The 16,450-nt window shown below is 49.8% G+C and carries 16 protein-coding genes; 11 read left to right on the top strand and 5 right to left on the bottom strand.

The features are described from left to right. Positions 1 to 542: 542 nt before the first annotated feature. Positions 543 to 1,124, top strand: a complete 582-nt coding sequence (locus tag Psch_RS20895) for a hypothetical protein (RefSeq protein ID WP_190259623.1) — start codon at positions 543 to 545, stop codon at positions 1,122 to 1,124. A gap of 263 nt (positions 1,125 to 1,387) precedes the next feature. Here Psch_RS20895 and Psch_RS20890 read toward each other — a convergent pair whose 3' ends face one another. Both Psch_RS20890 and Psch_RS20885 read right to left on the bottom strand, forming a co-directional pair. Next, entirely contained in the window at positions 1,388 to 1,627 is a 240-nt protein-coding gene (locus tag Psch_RS20890; protein WP_190259622.1) for a demethoxyubiquinone hydroxylase family protein, read from the bottom strand. 122 nt (positions 1,628 to 1,749) lie between these two features. Continuing rightward, positions 1,750 to 1,989 carry a hypothetical protein gene (locus Psch_RS20885; protein WP_134220364.1) on the bottom strand — a complete coding sequence of 80 codons (240 nt, stop codon included), beginning with the start codon at positions 1,987 to 1,989 and terminating at the stop codon, positions 1,750 to 1,752. A gap of 249 nt (positions 1,990 to 2,238) precedes the next feature. Here Psch_RS20885 and trhA point away from each other — a divergent pair, with 249 nt between their 5' ends. Together trhA and Psch_RS20875 are read left to right on the top strand one after the other, a co-directional pair. Then, on the top strand, positions 2,239 to 2,886 hold the full coding sequence (trhA, locus tag Psch_RS20880; RefSeq protein ID WP_206663812.1) for a PAQR family membrane homeostasis protein TrhA: 648 nt from the start codon (positions 2,239 to 2,241) through the stop codon (positions 2,884 to 2,886). Positions 2,887 to 2,950: 64 nt separating this feature from the next. Then, positions 2,951 to 3,865 (top strand): isoaspartyl peptidase/L-asparaginase family protein, encoded by a 915-nt coding sequence (locus tag Psch_RS20875; RefSeq protein WP_190259621.1) that lies wholly within the window; start codon positions 2,951 to 2,953, stop codon positions 3,863 to 3,865. Between the two features lie 171 nt (positions 3,866 to 4,036). Here the strand turns inward: Psch_RS20875 and Psch_RS20870 are convergent, their stop codons facing one another. Continuing rightward, entirely contained in the window at positions 4,037 to 4,939 is a 903-nt protein-coding gene (locus Psch_RS20870; RefSeq protein ID WP_190259620.1) for a radical SAM protein, read from the bottom strand. A gap of 498 nt (positions 4,940 to 5,437) precedes the next feature. On the opposite strand from Psch_RS20870, the gene htpG reads away from it, so the two are divergent. The 3 genes from htpG to Psch_RS20855 all read left to right on the top strand — a co-directional run bounded on the left by htpG (position 5,438) and on the right by Psch_RS20855 (position 8,172). After that, the gene (htpG, locus tag Psch_RS20865) at positions 5,438 to 7,309 is read left to right on the top strand and encodes a molecular chaperone HtpG (protein WP_190259619.1); all 1,872 of its coding nucleotides are present in this window, start codon (positions 5,438 to 5,440) and stop codon (positions 7,307 to 7,309) included. Positions 7,310 to 7,492: 183 nt separating this feature from the next. Next, positions 7,493 to 7,762 carry a transcriptional regulator gene (locus Psch_RS20860; protein WP_134220070.1) on the top strand — a complete coding sequence of 90 codons (270 nt, stop codon included), beginning with the start codon at positions 7,493 to 7,495 and terminating at the stop codon, positions 7,760 to 7,762. Positions 7,763 to 8,007: 245 nt separating this feature from the next. Beyond that, positions 8,008 to 8,172, top strand: coding sequence for a DUF3006 domain-containing protein (locus tag Psch_RS20855; RefSeq protein WP_134220071.1), 165 nt, complete (start codon positions 8,008 to 8,010; stop codon positions 8,170 to 8,172). Between the two features lie 72 nt (positions 8,173 to 8,244). Here the strand turns inward: Psch_RS20855 and Psch_RS21530 are convergent, their stop codons facing one another. Together Psch_RS21530 and Psch_RS20850 are read right to left on the bottom strand one after the other, a co-directional pair. Then, positions 8,245 to 8,367, bottom strand: a complete 123-nt coding sequence (locus Psch_RS21530; protein WP_282432500.1) for a hypothetical protein — start codon at positions 8,365 to 8,367, stop codon at positions 8,245 to 8,247. Positions 8,368 to 8,571: 204 nt separating this feature from the next. Next, positions 8,572 to 9,177, bottom strand: coding sequence for a carbonic anhydrase (locus Psch_RS20850; protein WP_134220082.1), 606 nt, complete (start codon positions 9,175 to 9,177; stop codon positions 8,572 to 8,574). A gap of 347 nt (positions 9,178 to 9,524) precedes the next feature. Here Psch_RS20850 and hisD point away from each other — a divergent pair, with 347 nt between their 5' ends. From hisD to Psch_RS20825, 5 genes are all read left to right on the top strand, one after another. Beyond that, positions 9,525 to 10,832, top strand: coding sequence for a histidinol dehydrogenase (gene hisD / locus Psch_RS20845; RefSeq protein WP_134220073.1), 1,308 nt, complete (start codon positions 9,525 to 9,527; stop codon positions 10,830 to 10,832). Positions 10,833 to 10,853: 21 nt separating this feature from the next. After that, positions 10,854 to 11,861 carry a zinc-dependent alcohol dehydrogenase gene (locus Psch_RS20840; protein WP_190259618.1) on the top strand — a complete coding sequence of 336 codons (1,008 nt, stop codon included), beginning with the start codon at positions 10,854 to 10,856 and terminating at the stop codon, positions 11,859 to 11,861. A gap of 243 nt (positions 11,862 to 12,104) precedes the next feature. Continuing rightward, the gene (locus tag Psch_RS20835) at positions 12,105 to 13,655 is read left to right on the top strand and encodes a sugar ABC transporter ATP-binding protein (protein ID WP_243124279.1); all 1,551 of its coding nucleotides are present in this window, start codon (positions 12,105 to 12,107) and stop codon (positions 13,653 to 13,655) included. Between the two features lie 376 nt (positions 13,656 to 14,031). Continuing rightward, a complete protein-coding gene (locus Psch_RS20830) occupies positions 14,032 to 15,066 on the top strand; it encodes an ABC transporter permease (protein WP_190259617.1) in 1,035 nt (344 codons plus the stop codon). A 204-nt stretch (positions 15,067 to 15,270) separates the two neighbouring features. Further along, positions 15,271 to 16,386, top strand: a complete 1,116-nt coding sequence (locus Psch_RS20825) for a sugar ABC transporter substrate-binding protein (RefSeq protein ID WP_134220076.1) — start codon at positions 15,271 to 15,273, stop codon at positions 16,384 to 16,386. Positions 16,387 to 16,450: the final 64 nt, after the last annotated feature.

Here is a 16,450-nt window from a genome sequence, read left to right as displayed (position 1 = left end):
AATATTACTTATGGCAGCGGCATACGAAAAAGATTTAACGAAGAGTATCGGGAACTGAAAAATACTGTCGGGGTTATCACAAGTTTATAGCTCCTGCTACTGCTACGTGGTTTACTGAATAGTTACCAAAAATCGAGTGTTTATAAAACAAAGAGGTTAAAATTAAAAACAGGAGAAGATGAAATTGAATTTTTGCCAAGCGGAAGGTTTTTTGTGGGATCAACTGGAAAAATAGAAATGAAGACAAAAAGAGGTAATTTTTCTTTTGTTAGGGATAGAGATGGAATTTGGAAGCAAGTGACTTCCAAGTCACCATTTAATGTTGAAACTCTAACAAAACCTTATTTTCGGGGTTTATTGAAATCGGTATTAACTTAACATCTAAATAACTTAATTCCAAATATATTACTTGTTAATAATGTAAAAATTATGTTATTTCATTTCCGTTATGTAAAGTCTTAGTTTGGCTTGCTTTATTTTTCCATTCATCTGTAATAAAATATATGGTGACATAAATCGACTATTGTTAGGAAGTGTAAAACATGGCGAAGCAGAAAAAACAGGAGTTTGCATTAACGGTTTCCGGTTACGAATATGATAAAGAGCTGGCCAGAGTGCCGATCAAGGTTTTCCCCGCGCTGCAAGCGCTGGTTGCCAATCAGCACGATTTGATCGAGGTATTTCAAAAGCATGCGCCTGAACAAACCATCTTCCTGGAAGCGCATAGGGCCGAAATGATTGCGGTGGAAGAAACCATACAAAAGGAGTATGCAAAGTACTGCGCCAGGAAAGAAGAACAAAAAAGGAAAAGGGAAGAAAACGGGAAGAGCGCAGACCATGCGTCTGTAGAAAACGGTAATAATTTTATGCCCGGGGGATATGATGAATTGGTAATGGAGGAAGAAGCCTCGTTGGATAAAATGGCGGCTGCTATGAGCCCCGGACTTCCGTCTGCGAAATTTGAAACGCCCCGTTCGCAGATGCCCCCTGTAAAAAGTGAAGAAAAAGATATCAGGCGCATTGCCATCGGCGCGTCGATAAAAGCTCTCAAAGAACTGCTGGGTCGCCAACTGACCGACCAGGAGATATCGGTTATTGAGACACAGGTTGATTCTTTTCTGTAGATGAAGACCTGTTCATGTAGGCGCCATTTCAATTGGGCACGGCGGGTTAGCCGAACTTATATGGCTCTATGTTGCATTTGTGTCAATGAATGGCGCCCGCATTTTTTTATGAAGGCGTTTTATGGTATTGTTAGAGAAAAAGGGGAGGGCTGATTTCATGCGCAGTAGGCCGATACTTCTTGTTACACTACTACTTGTGCTTGTTTTTTGTTCGCTTACGGGCTGCTCCTTGCAGCAAGGCGCCGACGCGCCAAAGCCACAGCTTACCGAACAGGATGTGCGCAACGCTGTTGCTGCAACTCACCCACATGCTGTCTTTCTTCATCAGCAATGTGATAGAGAACTTCCTTCACTCTCTCGTCGGACGTGGCCATTGCATGCGCTTCGTAACCGATGATTGCCTCCAGTTCACCTGCCATGTCGACACGCAAGGCCTGCAACAACTCTTCAGCGGATAATTGCCTTGGAACATTGGCGACAAAAGGGTCTCCTAACATTACCATATTGCAATCCACCTCGATCAAGTTTTTTTAGTATTATTTCCTTATTACCAAATAAGAAGCTTAATTAGTGACTAGGGACCTGTTGCAAGGTTTATACAATGAGGTCAGTACATCAGGGTGGTTTATTTATACACGGCTGAACCGGTAGTTTGCTGCTGACCCGGCTCAACGGTTTGCTGCGGGCTGACGGTTGCGGTTGGTTCAGGTATGATGAATAGGGAGATAAAAAACAACAAAAATCCCGCCAGTGATCCCAGAAGCCAGTCTTTCCAGACCGGGTCCTTTCTTATGGCTGATAATATGCCCAGAGCGCCTGTGATTGCAATTATTACCAGTGAACCCAGGGCCAAAAAGAAACCCATCCCCACACAAACCCTCCTTAAATTAAAACTGTTTATATAGATACAGTGTCTCTTGAATTATTCAAGAAACTGTTGTGCATATCCTTTTATTGGGAATCAGTTTTTCTTTTTTTAGGGTAAATTATTGCTGGCGTTGTGCTGAAGGCTCTTTTATTAGTTGACCGGAGCGTCCCTTGGCAGGATTTGCCGGAGGTTTGTAGTATTATTTAATTGTTTTTGGAGAGTTAATAAACAAGGAGTTGGGTCCTAATGAATGTTTTTAAAATGAGGGAGCCCGTCAATACATGGACTCATTTGATCACCTTTGCCTTGTCGTTAGCTGGTCTGGTGTACCTGGTAATTGTCTCCCGCAGCAGTGCGGCTAAAGTCGCTACCATGGCTGCCTATGGAGCTACAGTCATTATATTGTTTGGAGCCAGTTCGCTTTATCACTGGATCCGGACCTCGCCCAGGAAAGTGTTAATCCTGAAAAAGCTGGATCATGCAGCCATTTACCTGCTTATTGCCGGCTCTTACACGCCTGTGTTTTTTTACGGGCTCAGTGGCGGCTGGAAATGGGCGATGCTTGCTGTGGTGTGGTTTTTAGCCTGCGCCGGGATCATCCTGAAGATGTGGTACATTAACGCGCCCCGTTGGGTTTCAACCTCTTTTTATGTCGGTTTGGGCTGGATAGCCCTGGTGCCCTTTATCCAACTGGTCAGAAACCTGCCTTCCGGGGCCATTGCTTTAATGGTTGCCGGAGGGGTGTTTTATACTGTCGGAGCCGCCATTTATGCCACCAAATGGCTGAACTTTTTCCCGAACCGCTTTGGCTTCCACGAGATTTTTCACCTGTTTGTCATGGCGGGCAGTATTACCCACTTTATTATGATGGCCCGCTATATTGTTCCACTATAAAACATCTTTGAAAATTGCCTGGAAACCCTGCATAGAAGCAAAACTAACTGCCCAGACTAAGGGCATGAATATAATTGCTTTGCATGGCGGGCTCGACACCAGCCGCAGTCGTTCGTTTATGGAGATTCTCGAGCGCGCTGCCCTGGATGGGTTTGTGCTGCTGGCAGAAGGCCGTGTGCCGGCTGTTGAGGCTGTGCTTAATGTCCTGGAGGATTCTCCAAATTTCAACTGCGGTTTCGGCGCGGTGCTGAATATGGATGGAGAAGTGGAATTGGACGCCTCCATCTGTGATGGCGAAACCAGCCGTTTTGCCGCAGTGGCGGCTATTCGTGATGTCCGCCGCCCCATCTCCGTTGCCCGCAGGCTGATGGAGGAGACCAGTCAGGTCATCCTGGCCGGGGACGGCGCCCTGAAGTTTGCCCGGAAGCATGGGTTTCCAAAGGATAACTGTATATCAGAGGAGCAGCTTGACGCCTGGCGGAAGGCCAGGGAAAGCCTGGCCCGTGGCGAGAAACCGGCTCAGAATTTGTATACCGGCCTGGCTTACCATGGGGACACGGTGGGTTGTGTGGTGTGGGATGGAAAAGGCCTTACCGCCGCTTCATCTACCGGGGGGTGCTCCTTAAAGCTGCCCGGACGCGTGGGGGATACACCGTCCCTGGGCGGGGGTGTCTATGCCACAAAGCTAAGCGCGGTTGTCTGTACCGGCATCGGGGAGTCCTTTGTAGAAACGCTGACCGCCAAGTTCGTGGACGAAAAAATAGCCGGCGGGGCACACCCGCAGCAGGCAGTGGAGCTTGCCTTAAGGAGGCTGGCCGAGTTAAAAGGGGCCGAGGGAGGCATCCTGGCGGTAGACGCGCAGGGAAGAATTGGTTCCGCCTTCAATGCGGGGCAATTCCCGGTTGTGGTAATGGAAGAAGGCCGGGTTCGCCAGGGCTTTGAGCCGGTCAACCTGCGCCGTGCGCTTTTTGCCCACTAAACCGGATTGGTCGTATAAGCCGTAGGGCGTAAGGCGTAAGTATATCCAGCGTTTTTATAGGGTCAATAAAACAGAGTAGTTGCCCACGCCGCTATTGCGGCGTATGATGAAAATACCAGCCGGTGCAGGTGCGATCTCAATCGCACACGGCGCGTCAGCGCCGGACTTTGCTTATACCCCTTCCAGGTCAAATGGCGGTACGAAATCAGGCGAGGCTGTGCCGCTTTTCTGGATAAAAACGTTTTGCATGCCTTTTGTCTGACAGTATTCAATCAAGCCCCTGTAGTGTCCGGGATGCAGGGGTTTGTTTATTTCCGGGTACTTGCAGGCCTGGTTCAGAGGGGTGTACTGGTTCATTAAGCTGATGTAGATGGAGTCGCCAAAGGTGCGGTAGAGATAGTCTATGACCTTTTTGGAATCAAACAATAGGCCGGGCAGGGCGAGGTGACGGACGAGGACGCCTTTCACCAGCAGGCCCTCCCTGTTGAATTTAATTGGGCCGACCTGGTCGACCATCTTTTCTATAACGGCCTTGGCCTTGGCGAAGTAACCGTCAACCCCCGAATATTTTAACGCGTACTTGTCGTTATAGTACTTCAGGTCAGGCAGGTAAACGTCTATGCTCCCTTTCAGGAACCTGATCGTTTCCACGTTTTCGTAGCTGTTGGTATTATAGACTACCGGCAGGCTCAGTCCGTTCCGCCGGGCTATGTTCAGCGCCTGCACGATATGGGGAGCGTAGTGGGTGGGCGTGACCAGATTGATATTGTGAGCGCCCGCTGCCATCAGCTCCAGGAAGATTTCACCAAGCCTGTCTATAGATATTTCCCGGCCCACGCCCTGCTGACTGGCCGGATGGTTCTGGCAGAATACACAGCGAAGGTTGCAGTGGGCAAAGAAAACTGTTCCGGAACCACGCCGTCCGGAAATGCAGGGCTCCTCCCAGAAGTGCAGGGCAGCCCTGGCGATTTTTACGTTTCTGCCGGCCCGGCAGAAACCCGTGTCCCCGTCTAAACGGCTTGCTCCGCAACTGCGGGCGCACAGCCTGCAGCCGGCCAGTAATGTCTCAATCATGTTCTTCCCCCCCCCCAGACTATTCTATACTATAAAAATGCACACAGAGCGCTTCCCCCAAAAAATTGGGTGCGAATTCGTTTGCCCATTACCCGCTAGGAATGCAGTATAAATAAAAGCTTGGTGGAAATCCCTTAAACCGCTCCACAGTTTTTTGCGATTGAAATTGCCCTAACATCAATCCGGGTAATTTATTGCTGGTTATTTTCACTCCTGCCATGTTATTTCTGCCGGTTCGACATTTTTGCAAATAGTTCCTCAATTGAAAGACTGAGGTTTTAATTGCTGTGCCGCCTGGGCAGGATAGATTTATAAGATTATGACTGCTCCCTTTTTATACCTTAAGGTCTTGACATGCGGCACGGGCCCATCTTATACTATGGTCAGAAAAAGTCAATAATTTTGCAATTGCTCGCCAAACTTAAGTAAGCGGCGAGGGTTAAAATCTCTCGCCTTTTTTGGATCCCCAATTTATATATACTGGAGGTTTGAAACGAAATGACTGCAGAAGATGCAACAAAACCGCGCCGGACCAGAGAGTTCCAGACAGAGATAAAACAGCTGTTGGATATCGTGATCAACTCTCTTTATACGGAACGGGAAATTTTTTTGAGAGAGCTGATTTCCAACGCCGCCGACGCGCTGGAGAAGTTCAGGTATCACAACCTTACCGGTGAAGGCAGTAGCGCAGAGGAACTTCCCCTGGAAATTTCTATCGAACTTGACGATAAAGAGCATACTCTTACCATTACAGACACTGGAATCGGCATGACCGAGGAAGAGGTAATCGAAAATATCGGGACCATCGCCCATTCCGGATCCAAAAATTTTATTCAGCAGCTTGCTGCTTCGGACAGTAAAGATTTGAACCTGATCGGACAGTTTGGAGTCGGGTTTTATGCCGCCTTTATGGTAGCTAAAAGAGTACGCTTGCAGACACGTTCGTACCTGCCGGGAGCGGCTGGCTGCGAGTGGGTATCCGAGGGCGCCGGCAGCTACGATCTGGGGCCGTCAGAAGGTCTTTCGCGCGGCACCAGGATTATCCTGGAGCTGAAAGACGATACGCACGAATTCAGCCGGGCTGAAGTTATTAAAAGGATTATCAGACAGTACTCCAGCTTTGTACCGTTCCCGATCAAAGTTAACGGCGAGCAGGTCAATACGGTACAGGCTATCTGGACCAGGAATAAGAACGAGGTAACTGAAGAGGAATATAACGATTTTTACAAGTTTGTCGCCAACGCCTTCGACGAGCCCTTTTACCGCCTGCATTTTACGGCCGACGCGCCCCTGGCCATCAATGCCCTGTTATTTGTACCGAAGCAAAATATGGAACGTTTCGGTTTTGGGCGGCTGGAGCCGGGGGTGAACATATACAGCAGGAAAATTTTGATCCAGCAGCATGCTGAAGATATTTTGCCGCAATGGCTCCGCTTTGTCAAAGGGGTGGTGGACAGCGAGGACCTGCCTCTCAATATCTCCCGTGAAACCACGCAGGACAGAGCGCTGATGACCAAGCTGCGCAGGGTCATCACCGGCCGTTTCTTAAAGTTCCTCCAGGAGCAGTCCCAGAAAGAGCCTGACAAGTATCTGGAATTCTGGAAAACCTTTGGAGTCTTCTTAAAGGAAGGCGCAGCCACCGACTTTAGCCATCGCGATGACGTGGCCAAGCTTTTGCGGTTTGAGTCCTCTAAATCAGAGCCGGGCAAGATGGTTTCCCTGCCTGATTATATCGACAGGATGAAAGAAGGGCAGGAAGAGATCTACTTTATCAACGGTCCCACCAGGGCTTCGATCGAGGCCGGTCCTTACCTGGAAGCTTTCCGGGCGGCGGACCTGGAGGTGCTGTATACCAACGAACCGGTCGATGACTTTGCTTTGAGCAATTTGGCGGAGTTCGAGGGTAAGAGGATGGTTTCTGCCGATACTGCCGAGTTGAATATACCTGCGCCCCCGCCGCAAGAGGGCGTGGAGTCGCTGGACTATGACCAGATCCAGGACTTAACCGCATGGTTCAAGGAGGTGCTGGGCGCCCGTGTCAGCGAGGTCAGGGAGTCAACCCGCCTGGTGGAAAGCCCCGCTATTATCCTCGACCTTGACGGGATGATGACCGGCAGCATGCAGCGGTTTATGCAAGCCCTCAACGAGCAAATGGGGGATATGGGGAGAAAAGTCCTGGAGATTAACCCCAGCCACGCATTAATTAAGCGTCTCCTGTCACTGCGGGAAGAAGATGAAGCTTTAGCCAGGATTGTGGCTGAACAGGTTTTAGATAACGCCCTGATTGCCGCGGGGTTGGTTCAGGATCCCCGCCTTATGGTGGACCGGATTTACCGGATTATGGAGCAGTCCCTGGCGAGAAAGAGTTAAAATTTACTGGATTAAACAATCAGTAGGTCACGAAAAAATACACCCGTGCGGGTGTATTTTTTCGTGAAAACATGGTGAAGACGAGCTTTTTTATATTTATGGACAAAAAAAGGTTTGCTTAATTGATTAAGTGACAATAATAGTAGTGCAATAGAATAATTTTTTGAAAGGGGTTACCATTACATGACCACAACGTTGGCGGAATACTTCCATGGAGTGCAACACCGCCTGCCGGAAGAAGCGGAGAGGGTTATTAGATCTCTTGAGGAAGAAGGTCCCATGAACAAAGAGGAGCTATCCCTGACCGCTAAAGTGAAAAGGGCGGTCCTCGACCACATTGTTATCCAACTTTATGCGCTTGGTCTGGTGGACGTTGCTACCGAAGGCAAAAGTAAAATGTGCAGCCTGACCAAGCTTGGATATGATTTCCTGGTCTTAAGGAATGCCGGATAAGGCATTCCTTTTTACTTGTGGTTTATTCTTGGAACGCTTGGCTATGTTTGAGACCACAGCAGGAAAAAACATGTTGAATATTTAATTATTATAATAGATTAAACGGCGCAGTAATTTGCAAAACCAAGGGTTTGGCGATGTAAATGATTCCGAAACAACTGATTAATTTAATAAAATGCGTATAAAAAGAGTATATGAATTAAATTTCTCCAGAGATGTGATGAGAGAAAGGATGATTGAACAGCATGCTGACCATTGACAGATTTGAAGGGGAATATGCCTTAATTAAACTGAATAAAAGGATCTTTCACATCCCCAAGGTCCTCCTGCCAAAGGGGGCAAAGCAGGGCGATCGGGTCAGAATTGAAATCACCGTAGAGGAGGAACCTCGAGAACCAAGGAAGGAATAATAGGTGAGCTTTGGCATGGTTAGAGTTTTGTTTCGCCGTGTTGGTGGCGAATTCATTCGTACAAAAGTTACGTTAGATGCCCAAGTGCGGCGCTGACGCGCCGTGTGCGATTAAAATGGCGCCTACATCGGCTGGTATTTTCATGATACGTGGCGCCGCGATAGCGGCGTGGGCAACTACTGCTATGAAATACACACCGAGCGCTTCAAAAAATGTAGGTGCGAATTCATCGCACAAATGCAGCATTGGCTGCCACAAGTACGGCGCTAACGCGCCGTTGTGCGATCGAAATCGCACCTGCCTCTCTAAGTATGTTTTTTTCATGATACATGGTACCGCTGGCGGCGTGGGCAACTACCTTATATGCCTACAGGTCGGCGAAAGCGAATTTGTTCAGGGCTACTTACTGATATTAAAGACCACTTCCCCTGATCCCAGGTGATATTTAGCCCCCGCCAGCGTCAGATTACCGCTCGCCAGCAGGCGCTGGATGATGGGGCTCTTTTGCAGGTCCCGTATGGTTGCCATAATATTTTCATCGGCAGCAGCCTCATAGAGCTGTGCTCCGGTTGCGCCGGCCGCCTTTGCCCTGGCCAGAGAGGGTTCAATTTTATCAATAATAGCCCCTATGCTTCCCTCTGCTTCTCCCCCGTCCACAGCAGCCTTAACGGCGCCGCAATTTTCATGGCCCATCACCACTACCAGCGGTGTGTGCAGGTGCTCCACAGCATATTCCACACTGCCTATCGCAATTGTATCTACAACATTACCCGCCGTCCGTACCACAAATATGTCGCCCAAGGCCTGGTCGAACAGGAGTTCGGGCGGTATGCGGGAATCCGAACAGGATACGATCACGGCAAAAGGGTTTTGGCCCTTTAAGAGCTCTTCCCGCCGTCCTGCTCCCAGTTCCTTGTCAGCAGGTTTACCACTGGTAAACCTGTTGTTTCCTTCAATTAGTTTTTGCAGCGCCGCCTCCCATGAGGCAGTAAGATTACTAGACATGCTCAACGCTTGACACCCCCTATCGATTTTCTATTAATAAAAGGATATTTAGCCATTAATTTTCTAAATCCTCTAAAGAAAACAATTTGCGCCAATATTTTAATAATATAGTCTATAGTAGTAGTTCTCCGGCAAGGATTCCATGAAGCCCTTGACAGAAAAATTCCTTAAAAAAGAGGAATTTGTGATTTGTTATCGAAAACAATAAGCGCTTACTTTACCATGTTAAAGCATTAATTATTTATTGGACGTTTGTTTGAGAGGTCGCCGGGAGGCAGGCTCCAATCCTCAGGAGTTTGTCTGTTTTTTTTAGAGTTGACTATTATCTGAGCAGAGGGGGACAAAACATGTACATCCGGGTTTATGAACTCAAGGAAATGGCTGCCGGGGATTATAGCAGGGTCATGAAAAGGAGCGAGGTGGAGACGGGTTCCATCCTGGGTGATGTAGCCAAAGTTATCGACCGGGTCAAGGAGCGCGGCGACGAGGCGCTGGTGGATTATACGAGGGAATTTGAAGGTGTTTCCATTTCCAAAGACCAGATCAAAGTAACAGCTGAGGAAATTCAAGATGCCTATGCCAAGGTTGATCCGGAAACTGTAGACGCTATAAAAACACTGGCCGGCAACGTCAAGCGTTTTCACGCCGCCCAGATGCCCAACAAAATGTGGTCCACAGAGCTTTCGCCGGGCCTGGTGGCCGGGCAGGTGGTAATTCCCCTGGAGAGGGTCGGGTGTTATGTGCCCGGCGGCAGGGGTTGGTTCCCATCCGCGGTGATGATGTCTGTCTTGCCGGCCAAGGTGGCGGGGGTTCCGCAAGTAATCGTATGCACTCCGTCCGCGCCGGACGGCTCGGTGCCTGCCGGGACGCTGATCGCCTGCGACGTGTGCGGGGCTGACTCGGTATACAGGGTAGGCGGCAGTCAGGCTGTAGCAGCTATGGCCTACGGTACCCAAACCGTCCCCAAGGTGGACAAAATAGTGGGTCCTGGCAGCAAGTGGGTGCTGGCGGCCTTTAAGCTGCTTTACGGCCAGGTTGAAATCGGCACGCACGCCGGGCCTGGCGAGGGGCTTATTATTGCGGACGAGTCGGCCGATCCGGAGTTTGCCGCGGCGGACATCTGTATCCAGGCAGAGCATGGTTTGGACTCCGCCGGGGTCCTGGTGACCCACGTCAGGGAGCTGGCTTATGCCGTACAGGAGCGGATAGGCCGCCATATTGAAAGATTGAGTGATTACCGCAAAAACTTTGTGGTCGAATCTTTGAGAAAATACGGGGCCATTGTAATTACCGAATCACTTGAGGAATCAATTGCTTATGCCAATGAGTATGCGGTGGAACACCTGGAAATCATGACCAGGGAACCCATCCTGGATATGCAGAAAATCAAAAATGCCGGCGGTATTTACCTTGGGCACTATACCCCTCTGAGCACCGGTTGCTTTGGCTCCGGCCCCAACCATGTCCTGCCGACCGGGCGCCGGGCGGTGGTTTCCGGGGGGCTGAAAACGGCGGACTTCTACAAAGCCGTTACCTTTGAGTATTTCTCCAAGGAAGGACTATCCAACCTAAAGGACGCTATGGTCAAGCTGGCTGATTACGAAGGTTTTCCGGCCCACGGCAACGCCATTCTGGAACGGTTTGCCCGGGACTAACGAGGAAGGCAGGAGAAGAGCATGTTGGCTGCCCGTTATTACGGCATTGGGGATGTCAGGGTGGAAGAAGTCCCGCGGCCCGTTTGCGCCCCGGGTGAGGTTTTGATTAAAGTGGCCTATGCCGGCATCTGCGGATCGGACTTGCATATATACCGCAAGGGAATGTTTGTAACTTATATCCCGGTTACCATGGGACATGAATTTTCAGGCGTGGTTGCCGAGGTCGGGGCTGATGTGACCGGACTTTCGCCTGGCGACGCGGTGGTGGGAGACCCGCGGGTTTCCTGCGGGAACTGCGAGTGGTGCCGGCAGGGTCAGGGGAACCGCTGCCCGGAGCTGGGCTTTATTGGTGAGGTTTCCCCCGGTTGTTTTGCCGAATACCTCTTGATGAAGCCGGAGTACCTTTTGAAAATTCCCCAATCCATGTCATTGCGGAAGGCGGCTCTGGTGGAACCGCTGGCTGTGGCCCTGCACATTGCAGCAATAGCGAAGTTGACCCCCGGGGTGAGTTTGGGTATTGTCGGGGCGGGCCCGATCGGACTTTTGACCATTTTGGCTGCCCGGGCGGCCGGGATCAGCCGGGTGGCCGTGGTTGACCTCTCCCCGGGCAGACGCGCGTTTGCTGAAAAACTTGGGGCAGACCTGGTAATGGAAAGTTTTCCGGAGGATGCCTCCAGTCAGGTTGATGTGGTGATTGAGGCGGTTGGGGTGGAAAACACTTTGCAAGGCGCCGTAAAATGGCTTAAACCCGGCGGCCGTTTGATAATGGCCGGGTTGTATGAGGACAAGATTTGCTTTGACCCCAACGATATAGTGAATAAAGAACTTGACGTCAAGGGTGTCAACGCTTACGGGACAGGTGACCTGAAGAAGGCCACAGACTATATAGACGGTGGTATTATTGATGTTACTCCGGTGGTATCACATATACTGCCGCTTGCTTCGGCGGCGGATGCTTTTACCATGTTGACTGCCTCCGACAAAAACGCCGCCAAGATTCTCTTTAAAATGGATTACTGTAAAACGTAATAAAGCTGTTCCCAATAAAGTGTTCCGATTAGTGCAAAATGCAAGTGATGTAGGCGCCATTTCAATCGCACACGGCGCGCCAGCGCCGTACTTCAATGTCTAATGGAACATTTGTGCGAATAAATTCGCACCTGCACTTTTTGGGGCATTCCTTTGGAGACAGGTATTGTCGGGATACATGTCGTTTTATATGTTCATACTCGTTAGTTGCAGGCGATAGCCAGGTAAAGGGGGTTTTGCGTCTTGCCGGTAAGCGCATTGAACGCAGCCGGGGAAACCGGTACGGTCTTAAGACTGAGCCAAATATCCAAAATTTATCCGGGGACGGTAGCCCTGCACAATGTCAACCTGGATGTGCAAAAAGGGGAAGTCCACGGCATCATCGGCAAAAATGGCGCCGGCAAGTCAACCCTGGTCGGGATTATCGCGGGTATGATCAGCCCGACGGAAGGCGAGATATTTGTTGAAAATAAGAGATTTACAGCCTTAACCAGGATTATCTCCAAAAAAGAGAAGATATCCATTGTTCCACAGGACCCTCAGGTGATCCTTGACTTCACGGTGGCTGAAAACCTTTTCATGGGCGATTACATCTGCCGGAACAGGTTTGTTAACTGGAAGGAGATTTATAGCCGGGCAGAGCAGATTTTAAAAAAAGCAGGCCTCCATATCAACGCGCGTGCCAAAGCGGCCGATCTTTCCATTAGTGAGCGCCAGCTCTTACTGGTGCTGAAAGCGTTTTATGTGGAAAATGCCGGTATTGTCATCCTGGATGAGGTGTCGGCTTCCCTCTCACAGAAGGATGAGCAGATCCTGTATAAAATTATTGACCAGATCAAGGCGACCGGGAACACCGTTCTCTTCATTTCCCACCGGACCGATGAACTGTTAAAGGTCTGTGACCGGGTCACCGTCCTGCGCGACGGCAGGACGATTGTCACAGAAAGCTGTGCGGACCTGAACAGGGAAAAACTTTCCTCATTGATTGTCGGTGAGGAATTCAGGGCTAATAAGAGAACCCAAGGGTCAGTTCCAACCTGCGATATGAATGAAGGACCCGTATTGTCTGTGGAAAACCTGACCAGGCTGGGATTTTACCATAATATAACCTTTCAGTTGAGAAAGGGTGAGATTCTTGGCCTCGCAGGCTTGCGGGGCAGTGGCCGGACGGAGATCCTCAAAAGCATTGCCGGCATTGAGCCGGCGGAAGGCGGGCTGATCAGAGTTGGCGGCACAGTCAGGCGCCTGACCCATCCCTCCCAGGCTTTAAAAGAAGGTATTGTTTACCTGCCCGAAGACAGAGAGAACGAGGGAATTCTGGGCACTTTGAGTGTCAGGGAAAATCTCATCTTAAACTCCCTGCCGGCTGTAAGCCGGGGGGGGGTAGTCAATAAGGCGCGGGAAAGGCAGTTTACAGCCGGCGTTATCGAGACGTTGGGTATTAAAACGGCTTCCCAGGAACAGGAGGTCAACCAGCTTAGCGGGGGCAACAAGCAAAAGGTTGTGGTGGGCAGGATTGCAGCGACGCTGCCTAAAGTGGTGCTGCTGGACGAGCCTACTAAGGGCGTGGATATCTCCGCCAAAGAAAGCATTCTGGACATAGTCAGAGAAAATTTATGCAAAACAGCGGGAATCATCATGACCTCGCCGGGCTTGGACGACTTGATCATGGTCTGTGACCGCATTTTAATACTGTACCGGGGCGAAATTACCGGGGAGTTAAGCAGGGCAGATTTTTCTGAAGGAGATCTGTATATGGCGGTACAGGGCAATAAGATAGAAAACCCTAGTTAGCTATCATGGATCAAACACATCAGAGACTTCCCCCCCCCTCAAAGTAATATAGTTTGTTATTTCAGGATGTCGTAAGGCGTAAGGCGTGAATTATACTGCATTCCTTATAGGATGGTCGTGAGACGTGGGACGTGAGTATATGCTGTATGCCTTTGGGGTCTGAAAACAAGGTAATGGCATGAGGAGCGATACTTCAACAAATGCAGGTGCGAATTCATTCGCACAAAAGTTACAGAATATATGCAGACCCACGTCTCAAGTCTCACGTCTCACGTCTAAAATTTTACGCCTTACGCCCTACGCCCTACGACATGGATCTTACTATAAACGTTTTGCGAGTAGTTACAAAATTCTGGTCTTAAGGGAGTAAGATTTAATGCCCAAGAAGCTTCAAGTGCAGTTGTTTTTGTTGGATAACCTCATATGGGTTATTATCGCGGGGTTCTTCCTCCTGAATGTGGTGATAACCCCCAAGTTTGCGACCTATGATAACCTGGTCAACATTTTTTACCACAGCGCCATCATGAGCATGCTTGTCCTGGCGCAGGGCCTGGTTATGATCATCGGTCTGCTTGATCTATCCATCGAGTCTATCCTGGCCTTTGCGCCGGGTATTGCCCTCTTGCTGGCCACCAAATGGCTTCCAGGCAGTATCGACCCAATCACTTGCATCTTTATAACGCTGGCTGTGGGAGCCCTGGTGGGGCTTTTTAACGGGGTCTTTATTGCCAAGATAGGGGTAAACCCTTTCCTGCAGTCACTCTCCATGCTGATCATGCTGCGTGGCGTCGTCCTTTTTTTGGTCCCCTTCTCCATCTTTCCACTCGCTAAAGTCTATACTTATGCCGGGCAAGCCAGAATGGTCGGCAATATTCCGGTGGCAATCCCGATTGTCCTGATCATCTTCATTATATTTCATTTTATTTTGCAGCACACCACTTTTGGCCGCTACTTCGTGGCCACCGGGGGCAATGCCAGGGCCAGCTTTGTTTCCGGCATCAATACGAGCAAAATGGTGATCTGGGCGTTTGTTATCAGCGGTATACTGGCGGCTGTGGCCGGTCTTCTGGCGGCCGGCAGGCAGGGTTCAATATCCAACTCCATGGGCGACGGGATGGTCATGCTGTCCTTCGCCGGCGCCATCCTGGGCGGCGCCAGCCTTGATGGCGGCAAAGGAACCCCGCTGGGTATGCTGGGAGGAGCGCTGCTGCTGGGTATGATTTCAAACTCTCTGAATTTACTCGGAGTGAATGTCAGCCTGGTTTACGCCACCCAGGGCGCGTTGATCTTTTTGGCCATCATAATCGACCGGGTAAGAGAGAAGGTCCGCAATCACTTGTTGCACCAGGAACAGGTTAAAAAGATGCTGTGCCACGAGCAGCAGGAGACAAATCAGCTGGCGATCGGCTAAAAAAGAGATTAGACAATGAGGTAGCAGACTCGGCGTAAAGCATGAATAAACACTCAGCGATATGTGTTGGGTAATTCACTCCGAATGTATTTTAAGAGAAGACGGCATTTTCAAAGAGAGAAACAACAAAAACAGTCTTTAGGGGGTGTTTGGAGAAAGGTCCTGAAGTTCTAGAATCAAGAGAGAAAAAAGGAGGCGTTATTAATGAAGATTAAATGGATTACAGGCCTGGTGACGGTGCTGGCGCTGGCTATGTTGCTATCCGGTTGCGCGTCCGGCCAGAGCGAAAAGAAATCCGAAACGGCGGGCCAGGACGGCAAGCAGCTGGTTTTCGGTATGATTATTAAAGACCCCACGGCCCCCTTTATCCAGGCTTTTATCAACGGAGCAGAAAGTAAGGCCAAGGAACTCGGGGTAAAGGTCGATATCAAAGACGGCCAGGCTGACTCTTTGAAGATCATGGAATTAATGGACAACTTTATAGTACAGAAAGTGGATGGCTTTATCATGGCCGGCGCGGTGGACTTAAAGGCGATTGTCCCCGGTGTTAAAAAGCTGAATGAAGCCGGCATACCTATCATGGCTCTTGACACCTCCCCCGAAGGCGGTAAGGTGGACATGTTCTTGTCCTTTGATATTGAGCAATCCAGCAAAAAGGCGGCTGAAGCTTTCGTTCAGGGAATTAAAGACCGCAACGGCGGCGAGGTGCCCAAGGGTGTGGTAGTCGAAATCACCGGTTCTCTGGAGGATATGTTCACCCAGGCCTGCACCAAGGGCTTTCGCTCGGTAGTCGACCAGTACCCGCAGCTTACAGTTGTACAAGGTGAAGGAAAGTGGAACAATGATGACTCCAATAAACGGACCAGCGATCTCATAACCCGCTATGGAAAAGAGATCAAGGGTATATATGTGCAGACACCTGACATCATGGGCGCCGGTGTAGTCACAGCCATAGAAGCAGCCGGCTTAAACCCCAAGGATTACGGCATTACAGGTATCTGTATGGGTCCGGAAGGGTTGCAGCTAATCAACGAAGGCAAGGTCCTGGCTATTGTTGAACAGCCTGCTTTTGAATCAGCGCAACTCGCGGTACAATATCTTTATGATCTGAAAAATGGCAAGGAGATACCCAAAATCGGAGATACCGTCACCAAGGATAACGCCTTGTGGTCCCCTGCCAAGGTAATCGAAAACCCGTGGGCTGACGAGGGCGCCTATATGGTGCTGCAGGGCCCGCTGGTGCCGCTTGAGGTAAAAGCAGACAACCCACTGCTCTGGGAAAACAAACTGAGCAGCCTGTGGAAGCAGGAAAATAAATAGTAATAGTTCATCCAACCGGATCTTGGTAACTTTATAGCAAGATCACTTTAACATCTCCCTCCGG

This window comes from Pelotomaculum schinkii, from assembly GCF_004369205.1.
In the GTDB taxonomy this organism is placed as follows: domain Bacteria; phylum Bacillota; class Desulfotomaculia; order Desulfotomaculales; family Pelotomaculaceae; genus Pelotomaculum_C; species Pelotomaculum_C schinkii.
Note: the sequence above shows the minus strand (reverse complement) of the source record. Positions and strands in the feature narration are given on the sequence as shown.